Source organism: Cedecea sp. (genome assembly GCF_036500665.1).
Lineage (GTDB): Bacteria > Pseudomonadota > Gammaproteobacteria > Enterobacterales > Enterobacteriaceae > Cedecea.
Genome location: NZ_DASYBS010000083.1, coordinates 63,764 through 84,420 on the forward strand (window position 1 = coordinate 63,764; position 20,657 = coordinate 84,420).

Genomic DNA, 20,657 nt, shown 5'->3' on the forward strand with positions numbered 1-20,657 from the left:
GGCGCTACCTCTTAGGCGGAGTCGCTATTGAACCGTATGCGGCTTCACAGGCCAGCCCTCTGGCTCTTGCCTCATCAGCCTCTCTTGCCAGCTCTCCCGCTCGCTCGTCAGCGCGGCGGAACAGGTCGGCGAGCAATACGGCTCCGCTGGTTTCTGTCTCGCCTCTGCCGGTAGTACCGGCACCGCAGGCGCGTTCACGTTCTGCCAGTTGCCTGGCGAGTTTATCGGCCCTGTCGTGCAGCCCACGAGAAGCAGCACGGGCACGATCGGCATCAGCCTGGACGCCAGCAAGCTGCTGGCGGGCTTGTTTTCTGATCTCATCAACTTCCCCCTGTCGGCGTTGTTCTTCTTCCCTGGCCTCTACCTGACGCTTAGCCAGTTCTGTAGCATCGTCAGCATCACGCTGTTTCCATTTCAGCGCCCAGGCCGTATTAGCCTGACGGGTGCCGTGCCATGAACCAGAAAAGAACGCGCCCCCCAGAATTAGCGCAACCAGAAGGACGCGCCAGTGTGACCTGAACCATGCCGGAATCATGCAGGGTAAACCGCATAAGGTAGCTGGAAGTGCGGCCCATCTTTCAGGGTCTTCCAGTCGCCGCCCCATTCAACGGGAATATTCAGCTCTTTGCCTGCCTGTTTGAAGGCGTCGGAAATCTGCTGGTAATATTTCCAGTCCCATGAGCCTGCCGGAGTGGGGTACGCAAACACATCCACCGCATGGCCTGAAATATGCCTGCTGTTCATCGTCTGGCTTTTCCCCTCAGCAACAAGCTGTTTTTGCCGCTCAACAGAGCGCAACCCTTCGGTGATACCAAAATCGACGGCTGAAATCTGAAGGGCACGACGGACGATTTTCACAAGGTCAGCGTTAACACCTTTCAGGTTATTTTCACTTCTCTGACTGAATTTAAATTCACTCATTTCCTTTCGCTCCCCCGATACGGGTTTCAATAAAGCCGGTCACTTTGTTGCGTACCTTGTCAGCCCCCATAAATCCGATTGACGCGCCCACGAAGGTGACGGCATTGGATGGCAGGCCCAGATATTCAAGCGATCCGGCAACCGCCAGCGTGACAATCCCGCAGACCAGTGAACCGGTAGCGGTTTTCAGCATTGACTGGCCGTCATACAGACTCATCAGCGCCGATATGCTCAACGCTGCACCTGCCGCGTAGAGCGTCGGCAGATATGTAGCAATCCATTTCATTGTTTGTTCCAGCATCCCCGTAGGTACGTCGCTCATGGCAACCTCTCAATCCCAAAGCTGCACCATCTCCCGCTGCGCTTTGCTCGCGATTTCCGGCAGTTCAATCTCCTGACCGGCATCAAGAAAAACCTGCTGGCTCAGTCCGGGATTGGCAGATAACACTTTTTCGGTCACGCCCTGAGTGGTGCCGTAGTGACGCCAGCAAAGCAAATCCACCGTATCCCCCTGCAATGCCTTTACTTTCATCAGCAAAGCTCCGCATAGAGTCGCGGCGTGTCGCGAATGTCAGCAATACTCCAGCGGGCATCCCGCCAGAGATCATCCCGTTGCAGGTCAAGCGCGGCGGCGTCTTTGTCGCCTTTCGCCGTGGTATCAACGTCGCGATAGCCTTCGAGTACCAGCGCCCTGGCAATCGAATAGACTGCACGCCGGAAGCGGTACACCTTCACGTTTTCACCGTTGATAACCAGCTTTTCCGTTTCACCTGACGGCAGGGCTGAAGGCACATCTTCCAGAGTCTGAAAACCTGCTTTGAGCTGACCGGCGCGCCAGTCCAGCAACTGCGCGGTAACATGGGCGACCGCTTCCGTGGTGACGTGCATCAGCCTGGACGTGGTGATACCACCTGTGATGCGCGCGGCCAGACGGAGATCGGCGAGTTTAATCACCGGCCAGAAGTCCCCGGCACTGACGGTGGTATCACCATCATCAACATCGGGGGTATCGCTGTCGGCAGGCAACACGCGCTTATTAGCCACAAGGCTGCTCATGCACTTATCTCCCATAAATCAGGCGGTGGGCGGGTGGTTAAAAGACCGTAAATGGGCAGATATCCACCCGCGCCGCCTGTCGGACGGGGCCGAAGTCGTTAATTCTTTTTCTGGCTGGCAGGCTTGCGTTTTGTCGCTTTGCCTGTTGCCGTCTTAGTCGTGGTTTTACGCGCCGTTGCTGTACCTGCTGCGCTGGCGGTGGTGGTCTTTTCAGGAACAGGCTCTGCAGTACCGTCAGTTTTGTCGGTGCTGGCCGTATCGCATTCACCCGTGCCGCTATCCGCAGACAGCTTCTTAACTTCACGGGCAAGCGTGGCAATCTCTTTTTTCACCCCGGCGTTGGGGTTGCGCGTCAGCGCCTCACGGAACAGCGCCAGCGCTTCCGCTTTGGTCGTGATATCAGTCGCACTACGGCGGGCAAGTGCACGGGCCTTACACAACTTGGCGCGCACCACATCCGGCATATCACTGTCGGCGACAATTTCCGCCACTTCGTCAAGCACTGCGATACCGGACGACAAATCAGCGTCGGCATCAGCAGCCGCGAGCGTCAACAGTGGCTTGCTCATTTCTTCAGTCAGGAAGGTCGCTGCCGTGCGGTTGAAGTTATCCGGCAGCGTCAACCCGTGGCGTACCACGTAGCGCCCCAGCCTCAACGCAAGCGCATAGTCACGACAGTCAATCGCCCAGACCATCAGCCTGGTAATGACTTCATCCTGCCGCCCGCTGTCGCCGTCGAGCGTGCCTTCAATCCATCCCTCGTATTCAGGCAGCATGGATTTTTTCATTTCGGCTTTGGTTTCTTCGGACTGCACGCCGCTGAGGCGGGACAAGTCCATACGCAGGCGATGCAGAATTTGCTCATGCGCGGTGCGCTGGATATCGGATTCTTCATCCGCCTGGCCCCGGCGTTCTGCCATGACCTTCTGAAAATGTCGTTGTGCCGGTGTTAACATCGTCACTTCTCCCCGTCATGGCGGGGCAATGCCCCGCCGCTTCTGTCACTCGCCTGCCGGTTCGGCCTGGGCGAACTGAATGCCGTCAATGAACGCAACATTGCCGTAGTCTTCAATGACGAAGTCATCGTTTGACGACTGATACGTTGCGACACGGTTGTATTCCGGCTCTTCTTTGATCGTCCGGCGCAGACCGCCACGCTGGTAGTACACCGACAGGTTTTTGAACGGCGTGATCAGCACGCCATTTACCGGGAAGTAAGGCGCGATAAAGGTCGGCATATTGCCTACGCGCTCCTGCGCGACAATCAGCTGACCGGCCAGCATTTCAGTATTCGGGTTGGTCTGGCTTAAGGCGTTGATGGCCGAGAAATTGCTGCTCGTCAGCAGGTCACCCGCCAGAATTACTACGTTATCCGGGTTACGCTTGTGCCATTCATCCATCAGGCTGTTTTTGGCGTCGTACACCGCAGCGCCAATGTTGCCGTAGGTGCCTTTTGCGACAATCTTGTTATCTTCATCGCGCGAGGTGATCGTCACATTGGAAATGACGCGGTGCGGCGCTTCCTGGCGGATTTTTTCCAGCCAGCCAATGCCACAGTCCTGCAACAGCGGGTTAGCGGCACGGTCAGACGGGTCGCTGTACTTCACGCCGTTAAAGCCAATCATGATGCGGTCAAGCGACATCTGGCGGGCCATTGCCTTACTGATCAGCGGCTGGAACTCCGGCATGTGCGCCCACGCATCAAGCTGTTCATAGCTGATGCCGTAGTCATAGTTGACCTTGCGACACATGTAGTCGAACGGCTCCATTGAATGATTTGAGCCAGGGTTGCGACGACTGGTAACACTGTTGTTTACGCCAGCCATCGGGCCTTTGCTGCCGATCAGGACTTTCTGGCCGATCTGCTGGTTGACGCCAAACACGTTAATTTTGCTCAGGAAGGAATCATTTTCCTGTGCGGCCTGCTCCAGGCGCTGCTGACGCGTCGGGTCTACAGCGAATTTTGCAGCAATAGCGGCGGTTGATACGCCGTTAAGCTGTGCCTGCCGGGCGATGTACTGATCAAACAGCTGGCGGGTATTGTTATCCATGTTCTCTGCTCTCTTTGTGAATATCAGTAATCAGCCAGTTGCGCGTTAGCGCCACCGCTCGCGGGTTCCCGCTGGCTGAAATTGGCGTCTGTGCTTCCCAGCTTGCTGGTCAGCGCGGCAAGATCGGAGGTCAGCTTCTGGATGGCATGGCTGTCCTGCTCGCGGGCGCGGCTCAGGTCATTAAAACTGTCCAGCAGATCGGCATGGGATTGGGCGACGTTCTCCACGGCGTCACGCACCTGGCTGAACTGCTCACCGTCAGATTTACGGCCTTTGCCGATAATCCCCATGACGCGCCCGAACCACTGCTTACCTTCATCGCTGCGCTGCTCGGCCAGTTCGATGATTTCTGCCTCAATGGCATCGGTGAACAGCGGGGCTTCACCTTGCTGATTGTTGAAGGACATAACCTGCTGACGCTGCTGCGCGGCAAATTTCAGGCGCTCGGTGCCGAGGCTGGCCGGGGTATCGGTCATCGCCAGCCCCATGACATACGCCTTGCCGTTAAGCGCAAACTGCGGATGCAGTTCAATGCTGGAGTAAATTTTCTTACCTTCTTCCGTCAACTTCTTCATGCGCTCAGAAGGTTCGATCTCGGCGTAAAGCGCGGTGCGCCCGGCGAGCGGGCCTTCGCTGATATCTTCAGCACTCAGCGCCGTCACATCACCCATCGCGCCGAAATCACTGCCGGGGAACGGCGAAAGGTAGTGCTCCACGTTGACGCGTGCGCCGTACACGTCCGGGCTGTAGTTTGCTGCTGCATCACGAAGGTGCTCAGGGCGAATTTCACGCCCGTCAACGGTGGCACCGGAGACAGCAACGCGGAATTTCTTACGGGCTGGTTTAGCTGCGCTAGCCATGTCGATAATCCTGTTGAGTGGTTTCTGTACGGCCATGATGGCAGAGCGTAACTTGCTGTCTCAACGAGGTTTTGTTGTCGGAGGAAGGCCAGACCATAAAGGGGGCGATAGCGGGATCGCGCGCGGGGTAATCTTCACTCCATAAACGGTGGAGGGCAGATGATACAGGACGCTTTTGTACGTCAGAGGGCAAAACAACTTTACTGGCAGGGCTACCCGCCAGCGGAGATCGCGCGCCTGATGGGGATTAATCAGAACACAATTTACGCCTGGAAGAAACGCGATGAATGGGATGAAACACCGCCCGTCCAGCGCGTCAGCCAGTCGATGGATGCGCGCCTCATCCAGCTTACGGACAAGAAAGACAAGACCGGGGGAGACTTCAAGGAGATTGACCTGCTGACCCGGCAACTGAAAAAGCTGTCTGACGGACAACCGGCAGGGGCTGGCGCGGGCAAAAAGCCGCGCAAGCGCAAGCTGAAAAACCACTTCACCGAAGAACAGATCGTCGCGCTGCGGGAGAAAATACTTGATTCCCTTTCGTGGCATCAACGCGGCTGGTATGAGCAACGCCACCACCGAAACCGCATGATACTGAAGTCCCGCCAGATTGGCGCAACCTGGTACTTTGCACGCGAGGCGTTGCTTGATGCGCTGCGCGATGATGTGAAATACCCGTACCAGCGCAACCAGATATTTCTGTCTGCATCCCGCCGTCAGGCGCACCAGTTCAGGGGATTCATTCAGAAGATGGCGGAAGAGGTGGACGTTGAGCTTAAGGGCGGTGACAAAATCGTACTGAGTAACGGCGCAGAGCTGCATTTCCTCGGCACGTCCGCTGCAACAGCGCAGTCATATACGGGCAACCTGAAGTTTGACGAATTCTTCTGGGTCAGCAACTTCACCAACCTGCGAAAGGTTGCAGGTGCGATGGCAACGCTGAAGGGGCTGACGCGTACCTACTTTTCCACGCCGTCAGGCGAGACCCATGAGGCCTACCCGTTCTGGACGGGCGATCGCTGGAATGAGAAACGCCCGAAGGCACAGCGCAAAGCGTTTGATGTGGGCTGGAAAACGCTGAACAGCGGCCTGCTATGCCCGGATAAAACCTGGCGTCAGATTGTCACTTTGAAGGACGTGATAGACCACGGCTGGGAATATACCGACCTTGAAGAAATTCAGGATGAAAACAGTGAGGATGAATTCCGCAACCTGTACATGTGCGAGTTCGTGCGCGATGGCGAGTCAGCCTTCAACCTTAACGCCCTGATTGGCTGCGGGGCAGATGGTTACGACGAATGGCCGGACTGGAAACCTTTTGCGTCCAGGCCGATGGGTAACCGCCCGGTGTGGATAGGTTATGACGCCAACGGCAGCAGCGGCAACGGTGACAGCGGCGCGATTTGCGTTGTGGTTCCGCCACTGGTGCCGGGCGGTAAATTCCGCACGGTGGAAACGGAACAGGTGCGCGGCCTTGAATTTGAAGAGCAGGCGAAAGTTATCGAAAACCTCACCTTCAAATACAACGTTCAGCATGTCGGCATCGACGTGACGGGCGGCAACGGTGAGGCCGTTTACCAGATAGTGAAGAAGTTCTTCCCGATGGCAATGCCCTACACCATGTCAATGACGTCAAAGCGCGCCCTTGTGCTGAAAATGCTACAGCTGATCCGCGCCGGTCGCTGGGAATATGATCGCAGTGAGCGTGCCCTGATCAACGCCTTTAACTCTGTTCGCAAGGTAAAGACACCTGGCGGATTCATCACCTATGACACTGACCGCTCGCGCGGCGTCAGCCACGGGGATTTAGCCTGGGCGAATATGCTCGCCATCATTAACGAACCGCTGGGCCAGGAGAGTGGCAGCGGCGGGTTTGCTATGGAGTTCTGATGAAGAAGCGCACCTATAAAAACAAACACACCGCCAGCAGTGGCAGTGCCGGACAGCCTGATATATCTGACGCGCTCAGAAGCGATCCGGCGCTCAGCGCGTTCACGTTTGACGGGCCATATTCGGTAACAGACGGCTATGATCTGCTGGACAGCATGTGCTGCGTCGATAACGGCCGGTACTACGAGACGCCAATAGACTGGAAGGGGTTAACCCGTGCGTTCGCGCAGTCCCCGCTACATCAGTCGGCGCTTTACTTCAAACGCAATGTGCTGACCGGGTGCTATATCCCTCATCCGTTACTCTCGCGGCAGGCCTTCTCTGCGTTTGCGTTGGACTGGTTTGTCTTCGGCAATGCCTATCTTGAGCGTCGGTCTAATCGCCTGGGAGAGCCGCTAAAACTTAAGCATGTTCCGGCGCTGAACACGCGACGGGGAAGCGATCTTGATACCTACTGGTTTATCCGGCAGTGGAAAGATGAATACGAGTTCAAGGCGGGCGAGGTCTGCCACATCATGAACCCGGATATTCATCAGGAAATCTACGGTATGCCGGAATACATGGGGGCGCTTCTGTCCGCCAGCCTGTCACATTCCGCCGATAAGTTCCGCAAACTCTATTACGACAACGGCTCCCATGCCGGATGTATTCTCTATGTAGGTTCGGAGAAGGTGGATCAGGAAAGCATAAAGGTGGTGCAAAAGACTCTGTCACAGGCCAGAGGGAAAGGCTCCTTCAAAAACGTGCTGATCCACGCGCCGGGCGGCGGCAAAGACGGCGTGCAACTGTTGCCGTTCAGCCAGATATCGGCAAAGGATGAGTTTCTTAACATCAAATCAGCAACGCGCAACGATCTGCGCGACGCTCACCGCATCCCGCCGCAACTGATGGGCGCAATGCCGGAAGGCAACGGATCGCTCGGTGATGTTGAGAAAGCGGCGCGCGTCTTTGCCATCAACGAAATGTTGCCTGTGATGGAAGCAATGAAAGGCGTCAATGACTGGCTCGGTCAGGAAGTGATCCGCTTTAATCCCTACGCACTGCTCAAAGACGAGTAACCCGACCTACCCGCCGCACATCATGCGGCGGTTCTCCTTCAATAATTTTCAATCCTAGCATGACCGGCCACCACCTGAGCACCACTCGGCACGACCTTTAACACCCCTCACTCAGAGCGCATGAACGCCATTCTGGCAGGTGCAATCTGCAACTTACCCCCGTACACATCCAGACGTGAGAAAACGCGCGGAGAAGGCGAAAAAGGCCGGAGAATGGCAATTAAAGGCATCACCTCCCGACCCTCCGCCGCGTGGGCTGTTCCCCCGTCACCTGCGCGCGACATTTGCTTCGTTTTTTGTGCATTTGCCGATCCGGGGGCAGACCGCGCCGCCACAGGGCGGAAAGGATATAAATAGCTTCAAAAAAATTGTGCAAATTTGTGCACTATTGTGCAACAGGGAAAGAAGGCCAGGAAGAAAGAAAAGCCACCTTTAAAAGGTAGCTTTTCAGATTAGTAAGGGATTGATGGATAGTCGGCGCAAAACAGCAGCAACATCACCGCTGCTTAGTGACCCCGTCGCTGCGGATACGGTTAGTTCTTCCAGTTCGTTACCTTCATCACGGATATCAATACCATTGCGCTTTAAAAAAGCCATCGCAACGAAAAAGGCGGTTCGCTTGTTGCCATCATTAAAGATATGACCACGCGAAATGGCGACGAGATACATCGCAGCGAGTTCGTGGATATCCTCAACGCCTTCATAGTAAAGCTGGTTCTGAACACGATAAATGATCGCCTCTGCTCTTCCCGGTTCTGGCATCCCCTGAACGCCGGGCAAAGCTGCAAGCAGACGATCATGGAACGCTATCACCTCCTGAGCGCTGATCCATTTCATCTGTCGGCCAGCGCCTTAATGGTACGACCGTGTCGCCCCATAATTTCGGCAAATTCAGCATCAAGCTTTGCTTCCTGCCACGCATTGAAATCATCCCGGCTGATAAGCACAGCGGCAGAACCATCGCGGCGGGTTATTTCTACAGGTTCGCCAGCCGTAGCCGCTTCCATTACCTCAGCAATGTTTTGCCGGGCCTGAGATGTGGTATAGGTTCGCATATGACCTCCTTTGATGTACATATTAAATGTACAACACAAACGTACAACAAGCAACGCTATCACCTGAGCCAGACCTATTTGCATTGAGCGCCACGTTGTGGCACTAGCGGACTCTTTGCCGCCCGCGCCCGCAGAATCGTTATAACCTACGCAACAAGTTGCGAAGGTTATAACGATTGCCATTTGATTCTTTTCCGGTGGTCTTGCACACCTGAGATAAACCCATCTCAGAAAACTGGATTAATTTTGCGGTGGTAGAGCACTTCCCACAGCAGCGATATCAGCTCTTCCTGCCTGATATCCACGGCTTCACTGGCGTCATATTTAGCCATCAGCTCATTGATTCGCTCAACAGACAATGGCTCTGCGGAATTTACCGCTGAACGGGAAGATGGGAGACAGCTTTCTTCAGGCGGATGCTCTTCACGCCATTTCTTTGCCGCCCTCTCATTCATCAACTGCCATTCGGGATATCGGTTAAATAGCTCACGCTCGGTACTGGTTCGCGCATCATGGCCTTGATCTGCCAGCCGCGCTGGTTCTGGCTCGCAGCTTTCAGACAAAGCAATATCTTCGGGAGCGTCAAACGGTTTTAACCCCTTGCAAGTGCAGCAAATGCGATCATTAAAATAATACTTTTCCTTGTAATGCAGCTCGTTACCACACTTACGGCATCGCTTAATTTTGTTACTGATGAAATCAATTACTTCCTGCTCTCGCTGTTCTTCGTCAAACATACGCGCTGCCCCTGATTCCTGGTGCCAAACAACCTGTCCCACGCAGCCGGATCAGCTTTTTTCAACATTTCCGCATAGCTGCCAACGGGATCATGCCTAATATCTCTGCTGTCAACATTATGACTTAGCTTCATATGCTGCCACAAATCGGCAGTCTTACGGTCAGCGCCGTTATCTTTTCTGCGTCTCAGCTCTCCGCTGCTGGTTGCGGAGACAATAAAGCCATCAATTCGCAAACGCTCACCGCGTAGCAATAACGTTAACTGACCTGTGCTCAGTTCTATGCCTATAGATTTGGCAAAATCATCTAGTGCCGCAATGCGATCGACTGATACAGGGACTGGCCCGGTAACAGCAGGCATATCCCTTTCCTGCTGCCTCAATTCCTGAGCAACTTTTAGATAGCTCTCGGCCCTGGCCTGCTCAATATCATCACAATCTGATGCCGTAATGGCATTAGCCAGCGCCTCAAACTCATCAGCAGGTGATTTTTGCCGTTCCGGTTTGTAGTTTCTGATGCTTTCGTTGAGCCTTTTTTTCTGCTCGCGGGTCATTTGACCAATTTCATATTGTTCAGGCTCAACTGGAGGCGAATTTTCACCCCCTGAATTTGTATGTTTTTTGACCTCGGTACAGTTATTGACACGAGTCCTAGAGGGCGCGGACGCGCCCCGAAGGTCAAAATCAAAGTCAACGGCCTGCCCGGAGTCGTCTAAAACCTCCGGTTTCTTACGCACAATGCGGTAGGTATGCAGGCGGGTTTCAATTGGTGGGATGTGAACGGCTGGCATCATCAGACCTTTGATAAGATCCAGATACTCGCCGTAATCATTTGGCTCGTCTTTCTGCTGGTACCAGATGCGCAACGGCAGATCACGGCGGGCAACCAGTGCCCCGCCCTGCAATTGGGTGTATTGCTGCCAGTCGCCAGCATCCGCAGCACGGTGCAGCTCAGCAAATAGCGGGTTTATCTTGTCAGCCTGTTCCTGATTGCGGAACCGGCGCAGCTCACGCCAGACAGATACCGGCGCACCGCCCAAAAACTGAAACTGACGGATGCCCCAGCACGATGCCCAGGCGGTTGCATGTTTTGACGTTTCTTTCAGTGGCCTGCCGCTCTCGTCGTCCGTTTCGCCGTCTAGCGCGTAGCCGTCAATATTCTTACTGATGTACTTCACCACGTAGCCGGTGGCGCTGCCGATTTCATGATCGATCGGCTTCATATCAAAGCGCGGTTGGTTGCCGTGCTTACCTTGTAATTCTTCCGCATCCTCGCGGGTGGCATAGTCTTCCATAACTTCCAGCAACTCGGCGGAATGTTCCGGCAGGGAGAACAACAGGCCGTGCCAGTGCGGCGTACCATCGTGGTGTGACTCAGCCACCCGCAGGCCAAAGACCGGAATTTCACGGCGGGCAAGCTCAGCACGAATCTTTTGCCATACCCGGTTAAGGTAGCGCTGCGTTGCTCTTGGGCTGGCACCGTTCCATTTGGCATTACGATGACCGAATACGGTATAGGCGTGGTATTTTGATGGTGCTGTCAGAGTAAAAAACTGGCCTGCATAGCCGCTTTCGGTGGCTACTTTCTCAAAACCACCAATGCGGGTCATGAGTTCAACGCGGCGCAATGCCGGGTTAGAAATGCTCTTATCGATCTGCTCAATCAGTGAAATGCGCTCTTTGGTGTCCTGGTCTTCCAGTTCAAGACGGGCCATGATCGCGCGGCTACGTTTACGCCTGGCATCCCACTCATCAACATGGTGCTTACTGCAATACGGTGCAGCGCCCCGCTTCACGTCACCAAAGGCAATGTGCAGGTGCTCGCGCCAGCGCGCAGCGTACTTTTTCAGGTTACGGTGCCAATAGCGATCATCCAGCATCTTGCTGATGCCGGTAGTAGCTTCATCAATAAACAGCGCGCCCCGGCAATACTTTTCCCAGCTTGGAGGCGTCAGGAAGAAAAGCCGCGCGAGGATAGCCGCTTCGGTGTAAAGGTATTCGGCATATTTGCGATCACTCTGCGTCTCTACCGTTTCGTGAACTTCGCTCAACACAGACCGCATATAGATAGCAATATCCTGCGCCAGCAGCTCAACATCCTCCGGCGTGAAGTCCGGCAGGCGGTTAAAGCGCTCAACCAATCCGTGAAGAGTGTTAAACGTGTGGTAAAGCGGGTTTACCCCTTTGAATGCTGTATCAGCCTGAAATTTAGCCTCATCGGTCATCGCAATAGCGTATTGCTCATTAACCATGTTGATGGGTGGCAGATCCCTGCGGATGATATCGCGCAGCGCCAGACGGGCGATGTGTCTGCCCTTCATGGTGTGAATGCTGTCAATGCGGGAAGCCAGACGCAGACGAATAAAGCGAGGTAGCGGCGCAAGGGTAACTTTCACCCACGCCAAAAACTCCTGTTCTTGACCCAGCTCGACTAGATCAACAACGGGAGTCTTATCAACACAAATGGCAGCTTTCGGCTTCTGCCATTCGTAAGCGTACCGGGTGGCGTCTGGTGCGCTACCCGGATACGGGGGGGGCGGCGTTGGAGCGCCGCGCCCACTTGCTGCGGTGGTCATCGTGCGCCCATGTACCGATCAATCACCTGGTGCTGAATATCCAGCCCCAACTTTTCAGCAAGCGCGTATTCTGCCTTTGCCCCAGCAGACTGTTGCCAACCGTCCAACATGAAGATGCCATCAGCGCAGCGAAGCATGGCAAGACAGATATCCATATACTCCGCTTGCTCTAAGCCATCCGGCAGAATCGCCGGATTAAGAGCAACGTTTCCACGCCGTACAATGTGCGCGGCAGCACGGTGAAACGCCGGGCGATTAAAGCCAGGCAATCCGCTCATTGGGCCAGCGATATAGATTTTTGACATTACAGAGCCTCCATTTCTGGATCAGCTGGTAATGACAAATGAGGCACCCGCACCAGTTCCGCAGTACCTTCAATGGCTGAAATAGCAAACAGGCCGATCACTCTCTTTTGTTCGGCTGTCATTTTTAACGCTACTGTTTCACCGTCGTAATTGAAGAAAACAGCAACATTTTGGACTGATGATAAAACCGTGCTTTTACTCTGTTTCATGCTCCTTTCCCCTTCGTTTTTTCAAGGGCAGCATCAAATTTCTCAGCGTCCATCCAGACGATGAACGCCGTTCTTTTCATCTTTCCGAACGCATCAGATGGGGTTATTTCATTTGTCAAAAAGCTGACTTCGGCACCGCCTTTTCTTTCCATCGCTACGCCCGTAAGGCACTGGTGAAGTGGTTGAACGGTCACGTTTTCCAGACCAACCGCCTCTAAAAATTCAATTAAGCTCGCCATCAGAAACCCCCTTGCTCATCAAAAGCGCCCGCTGCAACCATCGCGTTGTAAGTGGCATCACCACAGCACGGCCCGCAGTCCGGGCAGTTGCCTCCGCCCGCGCGCCCGCACCCTTCGCATACCTTGAGAACGCCAATCACTTCTTTGGCCTTCTGGCGGTTGCTGGCATCAGTGCTAACAGAGCGCTGCACGTCAATTTCATGCAGGCGGAAGCGGTGGTAAATCTCGCGGGTGGTTTCGGTGTCACTGTTGGAAATGACAACCGGCGCGCCATATTTGCGGTTAACTTCCAGCAGCTCCGCCGCTAACTGGCGGTGGTGCTTCTCGGTGAATGGCTCAGTGTGGTATTGGGTGAAATTGGCGGTTTCGCTGGCAGGCAGGTACGGCGGATCGCAGTAGATGGCTTCATCCGTTCCAACCATCACTTTGAGGGTGTTTTGAAACGAGCTGCACAGGAAAATAGCTTTGGTGTCGTTGGCCTTCTCAGCAAACTGGCGGATCTCCGCTTCCGGGAAGTAAGGCGCGGTTTTGTGCTGACCAAACGGCACGTTATAACCGCCGTTTTGGTTGTAACGCACCACGCCGTTGTAGCCGTGGCGGTTGAGGTACAGAAACAGAGCCGCGCGGGCCACATCAAGCAAGCCTTTTGTACCGTTGAAAATGCGGCGGTTCTGTAAGTACTCCTCTTTGGAATTGCCGGTCGCAAAGAGCGGGCGGGCAAGATCAATCACCAGCTCAGGGTTGCTTTTGACCTCACGATAAAGGCGGATCAGGTCTGGGTTGATATCCGCAAGGATATAGCGGCGATAATCGGTATTGAGGAACACGGAAGCGCCGCCAACAAAAGGCTCAACGAGGCAGCCAGCCTTTGGTAAATGCGGCAGTAATTCAGGCATCACGCGGCTTTTGCCACCGGGCCATTTGAGTAGTGATCGAATCATCTTGCTTTCTCCTGGGGGCAGGAAGCCCGGCGCGGTGATGCGCCTGACTACTGGTTAATCATTCAGTGACTAATTGACTGCGCCATCCGGCGCGGGTGGTTGTGATTCGCGTAACGCCTGAATTTCAAGGCGTGGCGCGGCATAATCGGGAAACTCCCACGGCAACGCCGCAGCCAGCTCGGCAAGGCGCTTAATGCCCAACATCAGGCTCACTTTGTCCTGAGAGCTGAACTGTTCGAAAGGCATGGTGAGATGGGAATGAGTCAGGGACGGCAGATCCTTAAACCGCTGCGCGGCTTCGTTTGCCAGCAAGATGATCGCCTTTTTCTGAGTCTCGCCCAGGCGGTTGAAACGGCTCGCCGTATCATTGGTGCGGGAAACCGAAATACTCGACTGCAAACGCGCGCGCTGTTCAAGGAACATCTGACGCCCGGATACTGGTTTTTCTTGCCCGATACTCATAGCCTTATCCCCCCATCACTGCCGCTTATCAGGCGCGCCACTCGAAAGTAACGCCCCGGATAAGCACCGGTTTCCCGGTGCGGTGTATTATTCGCCAGCAAGCTCTTCGGTAATGCTGGATTTCACAGAGTCAAGTTGGTGCTCAGCAAACCAGCGTGATGCAGAACGCCCATCAGCAGCGCGGTAATGGATGTAATAACCATCGCCATCTGATACATACTCGGCTCTTCCCTCGACACGACCTCTTTCACCGCTGACTTTAATTACGACCTCTTGATTTAAATTAAATGTGAACATGGCTTATCCTTTTTTTGGGTGAGTTAATGCGCCATCACTTAATAAAGTGACGACAGGTAGAAAAAATTTTATCTGTTACTTAATTACTAAAGCAGTTTTTTGAATAACCTTGCTAAGGCACTAAATAAGCCTTTGTTTATCTTCTTCGTATAAACAAAAGGCTTACTCATACCTTTAATAAAGCGCACCTTATTTGGTTCCGGTTTAAAGAAACGCCCGTCCGGGCATTCAATCCAGCCGCGTGTATTGCGGTAATGCGTGACTTGGCAACCGTGCTTTAACAGGCTGGCAAGTGATGGGGCGTTATCGTTCATATCGTGTACCTGTTACAGTTGCCTACGGGCTTTTAGTTCAACTTCTTCACGGCGGGCTTTATATTCAGCAAGCGCCTTAGTTCTTTTCTGCTTTACTTTTCTACTCCGCAGGCGGATTAAAAATTGAATTAAATACAATGCAAGAACAGCAAAGAGAGAAAGCCCGATAACCATTTCAGTTTTCATAACCTTTTCCACTATTCAGCCTTTCAATGGTTCGCATTGCTTCCGCTAAGGCAAAGTCACGGCCATAGTAATTATCAATACCGCCGTTATCATCCCGCTTATTTATCAAATACGAATTGCTTAGATTAAAAGCATTACGTGATGATTTGCGGATAGTGAAGCCGTTAAAGACATAAATGTTTTTGCTTACCTGAACCAATCCAGGAATGCTTCCGGCATGTGCCCCATATTGTGAATAGCGCTTTTTCATGTCTGCGTTTTCCTATGCCCGACCATGAGATAGTGTATTGCGGCTATTACGCTTCAAAACATTGTGTTTGTTTCCGGTGGTGCGTCGATAAGTGGCTTTGTCGCGCATCAGTCTGTCGATGTAATGCCTCTCTTCTGGAGTGACTAGTGCGCGGCAATGCGCTACAGCCTCCCAATATTCTTGAAGCATGATGAAACGTTTTGGGCGCTTTGAACCTGGCATACCTTCGCGGTGAACTGGAAGCTGCGCGCGATCCATCAGGTTTCGAACTGATTTGAGTGTGCGGCCGGTGAGGTAGGCAAACTCGGCAGGGGTGACGAAGATCTGTGTTTGTAGTTCTTCGGTGTTCATGTCGCGAATGGCATCGGCTTGCGTTTGAGACATTTTGCAGATGCGCGCTACTCTGGCGTTGTCTAACGGGAACTGCCGTAAATGTTGAGATCCCGCGATTAATTCGATTTCTCGTGATTCTGTCATTTGTTAGACTCCTTGATTAGCCTCCATAGAGGCTTGTTGAGTCGGTTTGTTGCTATGCAGCAAACCTTGAATAGATGCGATTATCTGGAGATCTCAAGGTTATGTCAACTGATCAAGGTGAGAAGTTGCGGCTGATTCGTTTCTCAGAACAGCTAAATAAGCAGCAATTTGTTGATTTGGTAGGAATTAACTACACAACATATTTGGGGTATGAGAGTGGTAAATCGCGGATGACGCTAGATTCAGCTATCAAAATATTTGGGCATCCTAGGTTTCACAAGTATCAGGAGTGGTTTTTATATGACCGCACTGACCCGAGCCGAGGCCAAATAGCACCGGCTCTCGCACACAATGGGCCTGGAGAAACTCAATCAGACCACTCAGGGAAACTGATTGGCTAACAATCTATAAGCATTACATTTTCACTATTTGTTACCAGGATAGCGATCTGACTATTGGAGGGATTTCTTATGTCCGTTAAGAAACTCGAAGATGGTCGCTATGAAGTGGATGTAAGACCTCGGGGGCGCGACGGAAAGCGCATCCGTAGGAAGTTTGAACGCAAAGCCGATGCACATGCTTTTGAGCGTAGCATCATTGCGAAGTACCAGAATCATGAATACCTGAACCGGCCAGCAGATAAACGACGCTTAAGCGAATTTATAGCGCTTTGGTGGCAACTTATCGGACGCAACAAGAGTTATGCAAATCGCCGTCTCAGTGCCGTTAATTGCATATGCACCGACATGGGGGATCCAATGATTTACCAGATTGATGCGAGGAGCCTGATTGATTACCGGGCCTATCGACTTGAACAAGGGATCAAAGCATCCACTATCAACCATGATCTGTTTGCCCTCAGTGGCATATTCAAATCAATGGCAGAGATTGACGAGTTTCATGGAGAAAACCCGGTAAGTGCGATCAAGGCTCTGAAAGAGCCTAAAACCGAAATGACCTATCTGACACAAGAAGAAGTTGAATGTTTGCTGGGGATGACGGCAGGTGATTACTACCGTATAGCTGTTTTACTTTTGGCTACCGGTGCTCGTTGGGGTGAGGCTTATCAGCTTAAGGCTGAAAATATAGTCGGGAACCGGGTAATGTTCACTCTCACAAAAAATGGTGAACGGCGCGTTGTCCCGATCTCTGATGAGGTGGCTAGCATTGTTAAAAATCGCAAGTCCGGGCGTTTATTCCGTGTTAGTTATAAAACGTTCCGCCTGCGGATGAAGGCTGCAAAACCTAACTTGCCAGATGGACAGGCGGCCCATGCTTTGCGGCACACTTTCGCAACGCACTTCATGATGAAGGGGGGCAACATTATTGCCTTACAGCGAATTTTGGGTCATGCGGATATTTCTCAAACGATGGTTTACGCACACTTCGCACCAGACTATTTGCTGGACGCTGTGAGCTATAATCCTCTCAGCGGCATGTCCACATTGTGTCCACACTCTGGAGGCAAAGAGGGGGTTTTAAAGGCTTGTTGAGTCTTTAAAATATTGATTCGGCGCAGTACCTTACAGGGCTGCGCCTTTCAGAATCCCACCATCAAGGGGAAGGTCAAGGAGCAAAAATGAATATTAGCGATGTGGCGAAAAAAACCGGGCTAACCAGTAAGGCGATTCGTTTTTACGAAGAGAAAGGGCTGGTCACGCCGCCGTTTCGCGCCGACAACGGCTACCGGAGCTATACGCAAAAGCACCTCGATGAGCTGACGCTGCTGCGCCAGGCCCGCCAGGTCGGGTTTAATCTGGAAGAGTGCAAGGAGCTGGTGAGCCTGTTTAACGATCCGGCGAGGCACAGCGCGGATGTAAAAGCCCGCACCTTACAGAAGGTCGCGGATATCGAAAGGCATATTATTGAGCTACAAAATATGCGTCAGCATTTGCTGACGCTGGCAGAAGCCTGTCCTGGCGATGAAAGCGCCGACTGCCCGATCATCGACAACCTTTCCGGCTGCTGCCATCGCCACGAGATAAACTAAACCGCTTTAATTTTTAGCGTAATGCCTTCCACGGCCTGCACCACAACCTCACAGCCCGCCGGTAAATCTTCATCGGCGGTCACCGGCCAGCTGCTGTCTGCCACGCGAACATGCCCCCGGCCGTTGACCAGCGCGGTTTCCAGACGGAAACGGCGGCCAACCAGTTGCTGGCCGCGTTGGTTGAGCACTTCACCTGGAATTTGCTGCTTGCGGCTGGACAGCCAGCGCCACCAGAGAAAGGCGGCGACCAGCGTCAGCAGGGCAAAACAGACGCCCTGCGTTTCCCAGCCGATCGGCAGTACCCAGACCAGCAGCCCGGTGATGACCGCCGCCACGCCGCTCCACAGCAAATAGCCGCTGGCGCCGAGCATCTCCGCCGCCAGCAGCAGTCCGCCTAGCGCAAGCCAGAAGACGTGTGGGTGCGCGAGAATACTGTCGATCATTTTTTACGCTCGTTGCCGCTCTGGGCGATAAGTTCGCTGATCCCGGCGATGGAGCCCATCAGGCTGGAGGCATCCAGCGGCATCAGCACCACTTTGCTGTTATTGGCCGAGCCGATTTGCTGCAGCGCATCGGTATATTTCTGGGCAACGAAGTAGTTCACCGCCTGAATATCCCCTTTGGCGATAGCTTCGGACACCATCTGCGTGGCGCGGGCTTCCGCTTCGGCGCTACGTTCGCGGGCTTCGGCTTCAAGGAAGGCTGACTGGCGTTCCCCTTCGGCCTTCAGAATTTTCGACTGTTTCTCACCTTCGGCTTTGACGATTTCCGCCTGGCGGATCCCTTCGGCCTCAAGAATGTAGGCGCGCTTGGTACGTTCGGCTTTCATCTGGGCGTTCATGGCATCAATCAGCTCGGCCGGCGGGCGCACGTCGCGGATTTCGATACGGGTGATTTTAATGCCCCACGGGTTGGTGGCTTCATCCACGATGTGCAGCAGGCGGGTGTTGATGTTGTCGCGCTGGGACAGCATTTCATCCAGTTCCATTGAGCCGAGCACGGTACGGATGTTGGTCATCGTCAGGTTGATGATTGCCAGCTCGAGGTTGCTGACTTCATAGGCCGCGCGCGGGGCGTCAACCACCTGAATAAAGCACACGGCGTCAATGGCGACGTTGGCGTTATCTTTGGAAATGACTTCCTGGGAAGGGATGTCGAGCACCTGTTCCATCATGTTGATTTTGCGGCCCACGCGATCCATAAACGGCACCACAAGATTCAGGCCCGGCATCAGGGTGTTGGTATAGCGGCCAAAGCGTTCGACTGTCCATTGAAAGCCCTGAGGCACGATTTTTACCCCGGCCGCTACAACCACCAGCGCCACGAGAATTAATACGGGGATCACGATAAGCATTAAAAAAACCTCCTGTTTGTTTTGCATTCAGTCTAACTGCTTAACCTGAAACATTCAGCAACAGTCCGGCGCCCGTTGAGAATTAATTGCTGCTTATTATTTTATTATTCCTAAATGGAATGATTTTCATTGGGTAAGTTCATTTCACGCATGCTGTGCGCAGGCGTAATATCGGATGCTTCGGCGGCTCGCGCTATCGGGCGGGCGGTATTTGGCAAGAGCACTTATCCCGGTGAGGAAGCAATGGGGACAATAATAGCTGAGCAGCATCAGACCAATAACAGCCACTGGCAGAAAATCGTGGAAGAATTAATTTCACCCATGGCGATTGATATTGACGGCAACGGCCCGGCGGATATTCGGGTGAATAATCCAGACTTCTTCAAGCGAATATTACAGGAAGGTTCTCTCGGCCTGGGTGAAAGCTATATGGACGGCTGGTGGGACTGCGACCGGCTGGATATTTTGTTTACCCATATTTTGCGCCACGGTCTGGACAGCAAAATGCCGAAGCATGTCTCCGACCTGCTGCGTATCGCCGGGGCCAGAGTGTTTAATTTGCAGTCCCGTAAGCGTGCCTGGATAGTCGGCAAAGAGCACTACGATATTGGTAACGATCTGTTTGCCGCGATGCTCGATCCGTATATGCAGTATTCCTGCGGCTACTGGAAAGATGCGGGCAATCTGGCAGAGGCCCAGCGTAACAAGCTGCATATGATCTGCGAAAAACTGCAGCTAAAAGCGGGCATGACGCTGCTGGATATCGGCTGCGGCTGGGGCGGTCTGGCGCAGTATGCGGCACAGGAATACGGCGTGTCGGTGGTCGGCGTAACGATATCGGCGGAGCAGCAAAAAATGGCGCAGGATCGCTGCCGGGGCCTGGACGTCGAGATCCTGCTGCAGGATTATCGCGACCTCAACAGCAAATTTGATCGCATTGTTTCCGTGGGCATGTTCGAGCACGTCGGGCCGAAAAACTACAGCACCTATTTTGAGGTTGCCGCCCGCAATATTAAAGACGATGGCCTGTTTCTGCTGCACACCATCGGTTCGAATGAAACGGATTTAAACGTCGACCCCTGGATCAATAAGTATATTTTCCCCAACGGCTGTTTACCGTCGGTGCGCCATATTGCCAGCGCCAGCGAAAAACATTTTATTATGGAAGACTGGCACAATATTGGGGCGGATTACGACAGAACGCTGATGGCCTGGTACGATAATTTTCTCCGCTGCTGGCCTAATATCTCGCGTAATTATGACGAGCGTTTCAAACGGATGTTTACCTATTATCTGAACGCCTGTGCCGGCGCATTTCGCGCGCGGAATATTCAGCTTTGGCAGGTGCTGTTCAGCCCGAATGGCGTTGACGGCGGGATCCGCGTTTACCGATAAAAAAAGGCCGGAATATCCGGCCTTTTGTTTTTAG

Annotated in this window: 30 protein-coding genes; 6 read left to right on the plus strand and 24 right to left on the minus strand. The window is 53.4% G+C overall.

Annotation, left to right across the window (positions count from 1 at the left end):
* Nucleotides 1-4: 4 nt before the first annotated feature.
* The 8 genes from VGM55_RS13050 to VGM55_RS13085 form a co-directional block, all read right to left on the minus strand.
* A complete protein-coding gene (locus VGM55_RS13050; RefSeq protein ID WP_331635682.1) occupies nucleotides 5-535 on the minus strand; it encodes a DUF2514 family protein in 531 nt (176 codons plus the stop codon).
* Complete coding sequence (locus VGM55_RS13055) at nucleotides 532-921, minus strand: M15 family metallopeptidase (protein ID WP_109536486.1); 390 nt, start codon at nucleotides 919-921, stop codon at nucleotides 532-534. The genes VGM55_RS13050 and VGM55_RS13055 overlap by 4 nt, the downstream gene beginning before the upstream one ends.
* Nucleotides 914-1,243: a phage holin, lambda family gene (locus VGM55_RS13060; RefSeq protein WP_001514729.1), complete on the minus strand. Its 330-nt coding sequence runs from the start codon at nucleotides 1,241-1,243 to the stop codon at nucleotides 914-916. Before VGM55_RS13060 ends, VGM55_RS13055 begins: the two co-directional genes overlap by 8 nt.
* A 9-nt stretch (nucleotides 1,244-1,252) precedes the next feature.
* Nucleotides 1,253-1,453, minus strand: coding sequence for a tail protein X (locus tag VGM55_RS13065; protein ID WP_058651652.1), 201 nt, complete (start codon nucleotides 1,451-1,453; stop codon nucleotides 1,253-1,255).
* Entirely contained in the window at nucleotides 1,453-1,977 is a 525-nt protein-coding gene (locus VGM55_RS13070) for a head completion/stabilization protein (protein WP_331635683.1), read from the minus strand. The genes VGM55_RS13065 and VGM55_RS13070 overlap by 1 nt, the downstream gene beginning before the upstream one ends.
* A gap of 98 nt (nucleotides 1,978-2,075) precedes the next feature.
* Nucleotides 2,076-2,933 (minus strand): phage terminase small subunit, encoded by an 858-nt coding sequence (gene gpM, locus VGM55_RS13075; protein WP_331635684.1) that lies wholly within the window; start codon nucleotides 2,931-2,933, stop codon nucleotides 2,076-2,078.
* 45 nt (nucleotides 2,934-2,978) lie between these two features.
* Nucleotides 2,979-4,028 (minus strand): phage major capsid protein, P2 family, encoded by a 1,050-nt coding sequence (locus tag VGM55_RS13080; RefSeq protein WP_063857867.1) that lies wholly within the window; start codon nucleotides 4,026-4,028, stop codon nucleotides 2,979-2,981.
* A 23-nt stretch (nucleotides 4,029-4,051) separates the two neighbouring features.
* Entirely contained in the window at nucleotides 4,052-4,888 is an 837-nt protein-coding gene (locus tag VGM55_RS13085) for a GPO family capsid scaffolding protein (RefSeq protein ID WP_331635685.1), read from the minus strand.
* Between the two features lie 159 nt (nucleotides 4,889-5,047).
* Here VGM55_RS13085 and VGM55_RS13090 point away from each other — a divergent pair, with 159 nt between their 5' ends.
* The gene (locus VGM55_RS13090; RefSeq protein WP_331635686.1) at nucleotides 5,048-6,778 is read left to right on the plus strand and encodes a terminase large subunit domain-containing protein; all 1,731 of its coding nucleotides are present in this window, start codon (nucleotides 5,048-5,050) and stop codon (nucleotides 6,776-6,778) included.
* Complete coding sequence (locus tag VGM55_RS13095; RefSeq protein WP_078001914.1) at nucleotides 6,778-7,836, plus strand: phage portal protein; 1,059 nt, start codon at nucleotides 6,778-6,780, stop codon at nucleotides 7,834-7,836. Before VGM55_RS13090 ends, VGM55_RS13095 begins: the two co-directional genes overlap by 1 nt.
* 447 nt (nucleotides 7,837-8,283) lie before the next feature.
* On the opposite strand, the gene VGM55_RS13100 is transcribed toward VGM55_RS13095, so the two are convergent.
* From VGM55_RS13100 to VGM55_RS13165, 14 genes are all read right to left on the minus strand, one after another.
* The gene (locus VGM55_RS13100) at nucleotides 8,284-8,673 is read right to left on the minus strand and encodes a type II toxin-antitoxin system death-on-curing family toxin (RefSeq protein WP_331635687.1); all 390 of its coding nucleotides are present in this window, start codon (nucleotides 8,671-8,673) and stop codon (nucleotides 8,284-8,286) included.
* The gene (locus VGM55_RS13105) at nucleotides 8,670-8,891 is read right to left on the minus strand and encodes a type II toxin-antitoxin system Phd/YefM family antitoxin (RefSeq protein ID WP_006117881.1); all 222 of its coding nucleotides are present in this window, start codon (nucleotides 8,889-8,891) and stop codon (nucleotides 8,670-8,672) included. Before VGM55_RS13105 ends, VGM55_RS13100 begins: the two co-directional genes overlap by 4 nt.
* A gap of 227 nt (nucleotides 8,892-9,118) precedes the next feature.
* The gene (locus VGM55_RS13110; protein WP_331635688.1) at nucleotides 9,119-9,628 is read right to left on the minus strand and encodes a hypothetical protein; all 510 of its coding nucleotides are present in this window, start codon (nucleotides 9,626-9,628) and stop codon (nucleotides 9,119-9,121) included.
* Entirely contained in the window at nucleotides 9,595-12,204 is a 2,610-nt protein-coding gene (locus tag VGM55_RS13115; protein ID WP_331635689.1) for a replication endonuclease, read from the minus strand. Before VGM55_RS13115 ends, VGM55_RS13110 begins: the two co-directional genes overlap by 34 nt.
* Nucleotides 12,201-12,509, minus strand: coding sequence for a DUF4406 domain-containing protein (locus VGM55_RS13120; protein ID WP_331635690.1), 309 nt, complete (start codon nucleotides 12,507-12,509; stop codon nucleotides 12,201-12,203). The genes VGM55_RS13115 and VGM55_RS13120 overlap by 4 nt, the downstream gene beginning before the upstream one ends.
* The gene (locus VGM55_RS13125; protein WP_331635691.1) at nucleotides 12,509-12,718 is read right to left on the minus strand and encodes a hypothetical protein; all 210 of its coding nucleotides are present in this window, start codon (nucleotides 12,716-12,718) and stop codon (nucleotides 12,509-12,511) included. Before VGM55_RS13125 ends, VGM55_RS13120 begins: the two co-directional genes overlap by 1 nt.
* The gene (locus tag VGM55_RS13130; RefSeq protein WP_331635692.1) at nucleotides 12,715-12,957 is read right to left on the minus strand and encodes a hypothetical protein; all 243 of its coding nucleotides are present in this window, start codon (nucleotides 12,955-12,957) and stop codon (nucleotides 12,715-12,717) included. The genes VGM55_RS13125 and VGM55_RS13130 overlap by 4 nt, the downstream gene beginning before the upstream one ends.
* On the minus strand, nucleotides 12,957-13,898 hold the full coding sequence (locus VGM55_RS13135; protein WP_331635693.1) for a Dam family site-specific DNA-(adenine-N6)-methyltransferase: 942 nt from the start codon (nucleotides 13,896-13,898) through the stop codon (nucleotides 12,957-12,959). Before VGM55_RS13135 ends, VGM55_RS13130 begins: the two co-directional genes overlap by 1 nt.
* A gap of 69 nt (nucleotides 13,899-13,967) precedes the next feature.
* Complete coding sequence (locus tag VGM55_RS13140; protein ID WP_202216853.1) at nucleotides 13,968-14,360, minus strand: hypothetical protein; 393 nt, start codon at nucleotides 14,358-14,360, stop codon at nucleotides 13,968-13,970.
* An 87-nt stretch (nucleotides 14,361-14,447) separates the two neighbouring features.
* Nucleotides 14,448-14,657 (minus strand): hypothetical protein, encoded by a 210-nt coding sequence (locus VGM55_RS13145; RefSeq protein WP_331635694.1) that lies wholly within the window; start codon nucleotides 14,655-14,657, stop codon nucleotides 14,448-14,450.
* A gap of 86 nt (nucleotides 14,658-14,743) precedes the next feature.
* A complete protein-coding gene (locus VGM55_RS13150) occupies nucleotides 14,744-14,971 on the minus strand; it encodes a phage filamentation protein Fil family protein (RefSeq protein ID WP_006117874.1) in 228 nt (75 codons plus the stop codon).
* 12 nt (nucleotides 14,972-14,983) lie between these two features.
* Nucleotides 14,984-15,157 carry a hypothetical protein gene (locus VGM55_RS13155; protein WP_331635695.1) on the minus strand — a complete coding sequence of 58 codons (174 nt, stop codon included), beginning with the start codon at nucleotides 15,155-15,157 and terminating at the stop codon, nucleotides 14,984-14,986.
* Nucleotides 15,147-15,407, minus strand: coding sequence for a hypothetical protein (locus tag VGM55_RS13160; protein ID WP_331635696.1), 261 nt, complete (start codon nucleotides 15,405-15,407; stop codon nucleotides 15,147-15,149). The genes VGM55_RS13155 and VGM55_RS13160 overlap by 11 nt, the downstream gene beginning before the upstream one ends.
* Before the next feature lie 12 nt (nucleotides 15,408-15,419).
* Nucleotides 15,420-15,884: a hypothetical protein gene (locus VGM55_RS13165; RefSeq protein WP_331635697.1), complete on the minus strand. Its 465-nt coding sequence runs from the start codon at nucleotides 15,882-15,884 to the stop codon at nucleotides 15,420-15,422.
* Between the two features lie 101 nt (nucleotides 15,885-15,985).
* Between VGM55_RS13165 and VGM55_RS13170 the strand changes: the two genes are divergently transcribed.
* The 3 genes from VGM55_RS13170 (at nucleotide 15,986) to cueR (ending at nucleotide 17,874) form a co-directional block, all read left to right on the plus strand.
* On the plus strand, nucleotides 15,986-16,285 hold the full coding sequence (locus VGM55_RS13170; protein WP_331635698.1) for a helix-turn-helix transcriptional regulator: 300 nt from the start codon (nucleotides 15,986-15,988) through the stop codon (nucleotides 16,283-16,285).
* 69 nt (nucleotides 16,286-16,354) lie between these two features.
* Nucleotides 16,355-17,377, plus strand: a complete 1,023-nt coding sequence (locus tag VGM55_RS13175; protein ID WP_331635699.1) for a phage integrase — start codon at nucleotides 16,355-16,357, stop codon at nucleotides 17,375-17,377.
* 86 nt (nucleotides 17,378-17,463) lie between these two features.
* Complete coding sequence (gene cueR / locus VGM55_RS13180) at nucleotides 17,464-17,874, plus strand: Cu(I)-responsive transcriptional regulator (RefSeq protein ID WP_038480251.1); 411 nt, start codon at nucleotides 17,464-17,466, stop codon at nucleotides 17,872-17,874.
* Here the strand turns inward: cueR and VGM55_RS13185 are convergent.
* Nucleotides 17,871-18,317, minus strand: coding sequence for an NfeD family protein (locus VGM55_RS13185; protein ID WP_331635700.1), 447 nt, complete (start codon nucleotides 18,315-18,317; stop codon nucleotides 17,871-17,873). The genes cueR and VGM55_RS13185 overlap by 4 nt on opposite strands.
* A complete protein-coding gene (locus VGM55_RS13190; RefSeq protein ID WP_061275269.1) occupies nucleotides 18,314-19,228 on the minus strand; it encodes an SPFH domain-containing protein in 915 nt (304 codons plus the stop codon). The genes VGM55_RS13185 and VGM55_RS13190 overlap by 4 nt, the downstream gene beginning before the upstream one ends.
* 243 nt (nucleotides 19,229-19,471) lie before the next feature.
* Between VGM55_RS13190 and cfa the strand changes: the two genes are divergently transcribed.
* Complete coding sequence (gene cfa / locus VGM55_RS13195) at nucleotides 19,472-20,623, plus strand: cyclopropane fatty acyl phospholipid synthase (protein WP_331635733.1); 1,152 nt, start codon at nucleotides 19,472-19,474, stop codon at nucleotides 20,621-20,623.
* Nucleotides 20,624-20,657 lie beyond the last annotated feature (34 nt).

What these genes read in the sequence shown, in the direction of transcription:
- VGM55_RS13050 (WP_331635682.1), bottom strand. Translation starts at nt 535, where the DNA reads ATGATTCCGGCATGGTTCAGGTCACACTGGCGCGTCCTTCTGGTTGCG.
- VGM55_RS13055 (WP_109536486.1), bottom strand. Translation starts at nt 921, where the DNA reads ATGAGTGAATTTAAATTCAGTCAGAGAAGTGAAAATAACCTGAAAGGT.
- VGM55_RS13060 (WP_001514729.1), bottom strand. Translation starts at nt 1,243, where the DNA reads ATGAGCGACGTACCTACGGGGATGCTGGAACAAACAATGAAATGGATT.
- VGM55_RS13065 (WP_058651652.1), bottom strand. Translation starts at nt 1,453, where the DNA reads ATGAAAGTAAAGGCATTGCAGGGGGATACGGTGGATTTGCTTTGCTGG.
- VGM55_RS13070 (WP_331635683.1), bottom strand. Translation starts at nt 1,977, where the DNA reads ATGAGCAGCCTTGTGGCTAATAAGCGCGTGTTGCCTGCCGACAGCGAT.
- gpM (WP_331635684.1), bottom strand. Translation starts at nt 2,933, where the DNA reads ATGTTAACACCGGCACAACGACATTTTCAGAAGGTCATGGCAGAACGC.
- VGM55_RS13080 (WP_063857867.1), bottom strand. Translation starts at nt 4,028, where the DNA reads ATGGATAACAATACCCGCCAGCTGTTTGATCAGTACATCGCCCGGCAG.
- VGM55_RS13085 (WP_331635685.1), bottom strand. Translation starts at nt 4,888, where the DNA reads ATGGCTAGCGCAGCTAAACCAGCCCGTAAGAAATTCCGCGTTGCTGTC.
- VGM55_RS13090 (WP_331635686.1), top strand. Translation starts at nt 5,048, where the DNA reads ATGATACAGGACGCTTTTGTACGTCAGAGGGCAAAACAACTTTACTGG.
- VGM55_RS13095 (WP_078001914.1), top strand. Translation starts at nt 6,778, where the DNA reads ATGAAGAAGCGCACCTATAAAAACAAACACACCGCCAGCAGTGGCAGT.
- VGM55_RS13100 (WP_331635687.1), bottom strand. Translation starts at nt 8,673, where the DNA reads ATGAAATGGATCAGCGCTCAGGAGGTGATAGCGTTCCATGATCGTCTG.
- VGM55_RS13105 (WP_006117881.1), bottom strand. Translation starts at nt 8,891, where the DNA reads ATGCGAACCTATACCACATCTCAGGCCCGGCAAAACATTGCTGAGGTA.
- VGM55_RS13110 (WP_331635688.1), bottom strand. Translation starts at nt 9,628, where the DNA reads ATGTTTGACGAAGAACAGCGAGAGCAGGAAGTAATTGATTTCATCAGT.
- VGM55_RS13115 (WP_331635689.1), bottom strand. Translation starts at nt 12,204, where the DNA reads ATGACCACCGCAGCAAGTGGGCGCGGCGCTCCAACGCCGCCCCCCCCG.
- VGM55_RS13120 (WP_331635690.1), bottom strand. Translation starts at nt 12,509, where the DNA reads ATGTCAAAAATCTATATCGCTGGCCCAATGAGCGGATTGCCTGGCTTT.
- VGM55_RS13125 (WP_331635691.1), bottom strand. Translation starts at nt 12,718, where the DNA reads ATGAAACAGAGTAAAAGCACGGTTTTATCATCAGTCCAAAATGTTGCT.
- VGM55_RS13130 (WP_331635692.1), bottom strand. Translation starts at nt 12,957, where the DNA reads ATGGCGAGCTTAATTGAATTTTTAGAGGCGGTTGGTCTGGAAAACGTG.
- VGM55_RS13135 (WP_331635693.1), bottom strand. Translation starts at nt 13,898, where the DNA reads ATGATTCGATCACTACTCAAATGGCCCGGTGGCAAAAGCCGCGTGATG.
- VGM55_RS13140 (WP_202216853.1), bottom strand. Translation starts at nt 14,360, where the DNA reads ATGAGTATCGGGCAAGAAAAACCAGTATCCGGGCGTCAGATGTTCCTT.
- VGM55_RS13145 (WP_331635694.1), bottom strand. Translation starts at nt 14,657, where the DNA reads ATGTTCACATTTAATTTAAATCAAGAGGTCGTAATTAAAGTCAGCGGT.
- VGM55_RS13150 (WP_006117874.1), bottom strand. Translation starts at nt 14,971, where the DNA reads ATGAACGATAACGCCCCATCACTTGCCAGCCTGTTAAAGCACGGTTGC.
- VGM55_RS13155 (WP_331635695.1), bottom strand. Translation starts at nt 15,157, where the DNA reads ATGAAAACTGAAATGGTTATCGGGCTTTCTCTCTTTGCTGTTCTTGCA.
- VGM55_RS13160 (WP_331635696.1), bottom strand. Translation starts at nt 15,407, where the DNA reads ATGAAAAAGCGCTATTCACAATATGGGGCACATGCCGGAAGCATTCCT.
- VGM55_RS13165 (WP_331635697.1), bottom strand. Translation starts at nt 15,884, where the DNA reads ATGACAGAATCACGAGAAATCGAATTAATCGCGGGATCTCAACATTTA.
- VGM55_RS13170 (WP_331635698.1), top strand. Translation starts at nt 15,986, where the DNA reads ATGTCAACTGATCAAGGTGAGAAGTTGCGGCTGATTCGTTTCTCAGAA.
- VGM55_RS13175 (WP_331635699.1), top strand. Translation starts at nt 16,355, where the DNA reads ATGTCCGTTAAGAAACTCGAAGATGGTCGCTATGAAGTGGATGTAAGA.
- cueR (WP_038480251.1), top strand. Translation starts at nt 17,464, where the DNA reads ATGAATATTAGCGATGTGGCGAAAAAAACCGGGCTAACCAGTAAGGCG.
- VGM55_RS13185 (WP_331635700.1), bottom strand. Translation starts at nt 18,317, where the DNA reads ATGATCGACAGTATTCTCGCGCACCCACACGTCTTCTGGCTTGCGCTA.
- VGM55_RS13190 (WP_061275269.1), bottom strand. Translation starts at nt 19,228, where the DNA reads ATGCTTATCGTGATCCCCGTATTAATTCTCGTGGCGCTGGTGGTTGTA.
- cfa (WP_331635733.1), top strand. Translation starts at nt 19,472, where the DNA reads ATGGGGACAATAATAGCTGAGCAGCATCAGACCAATAACAGCCACTGG.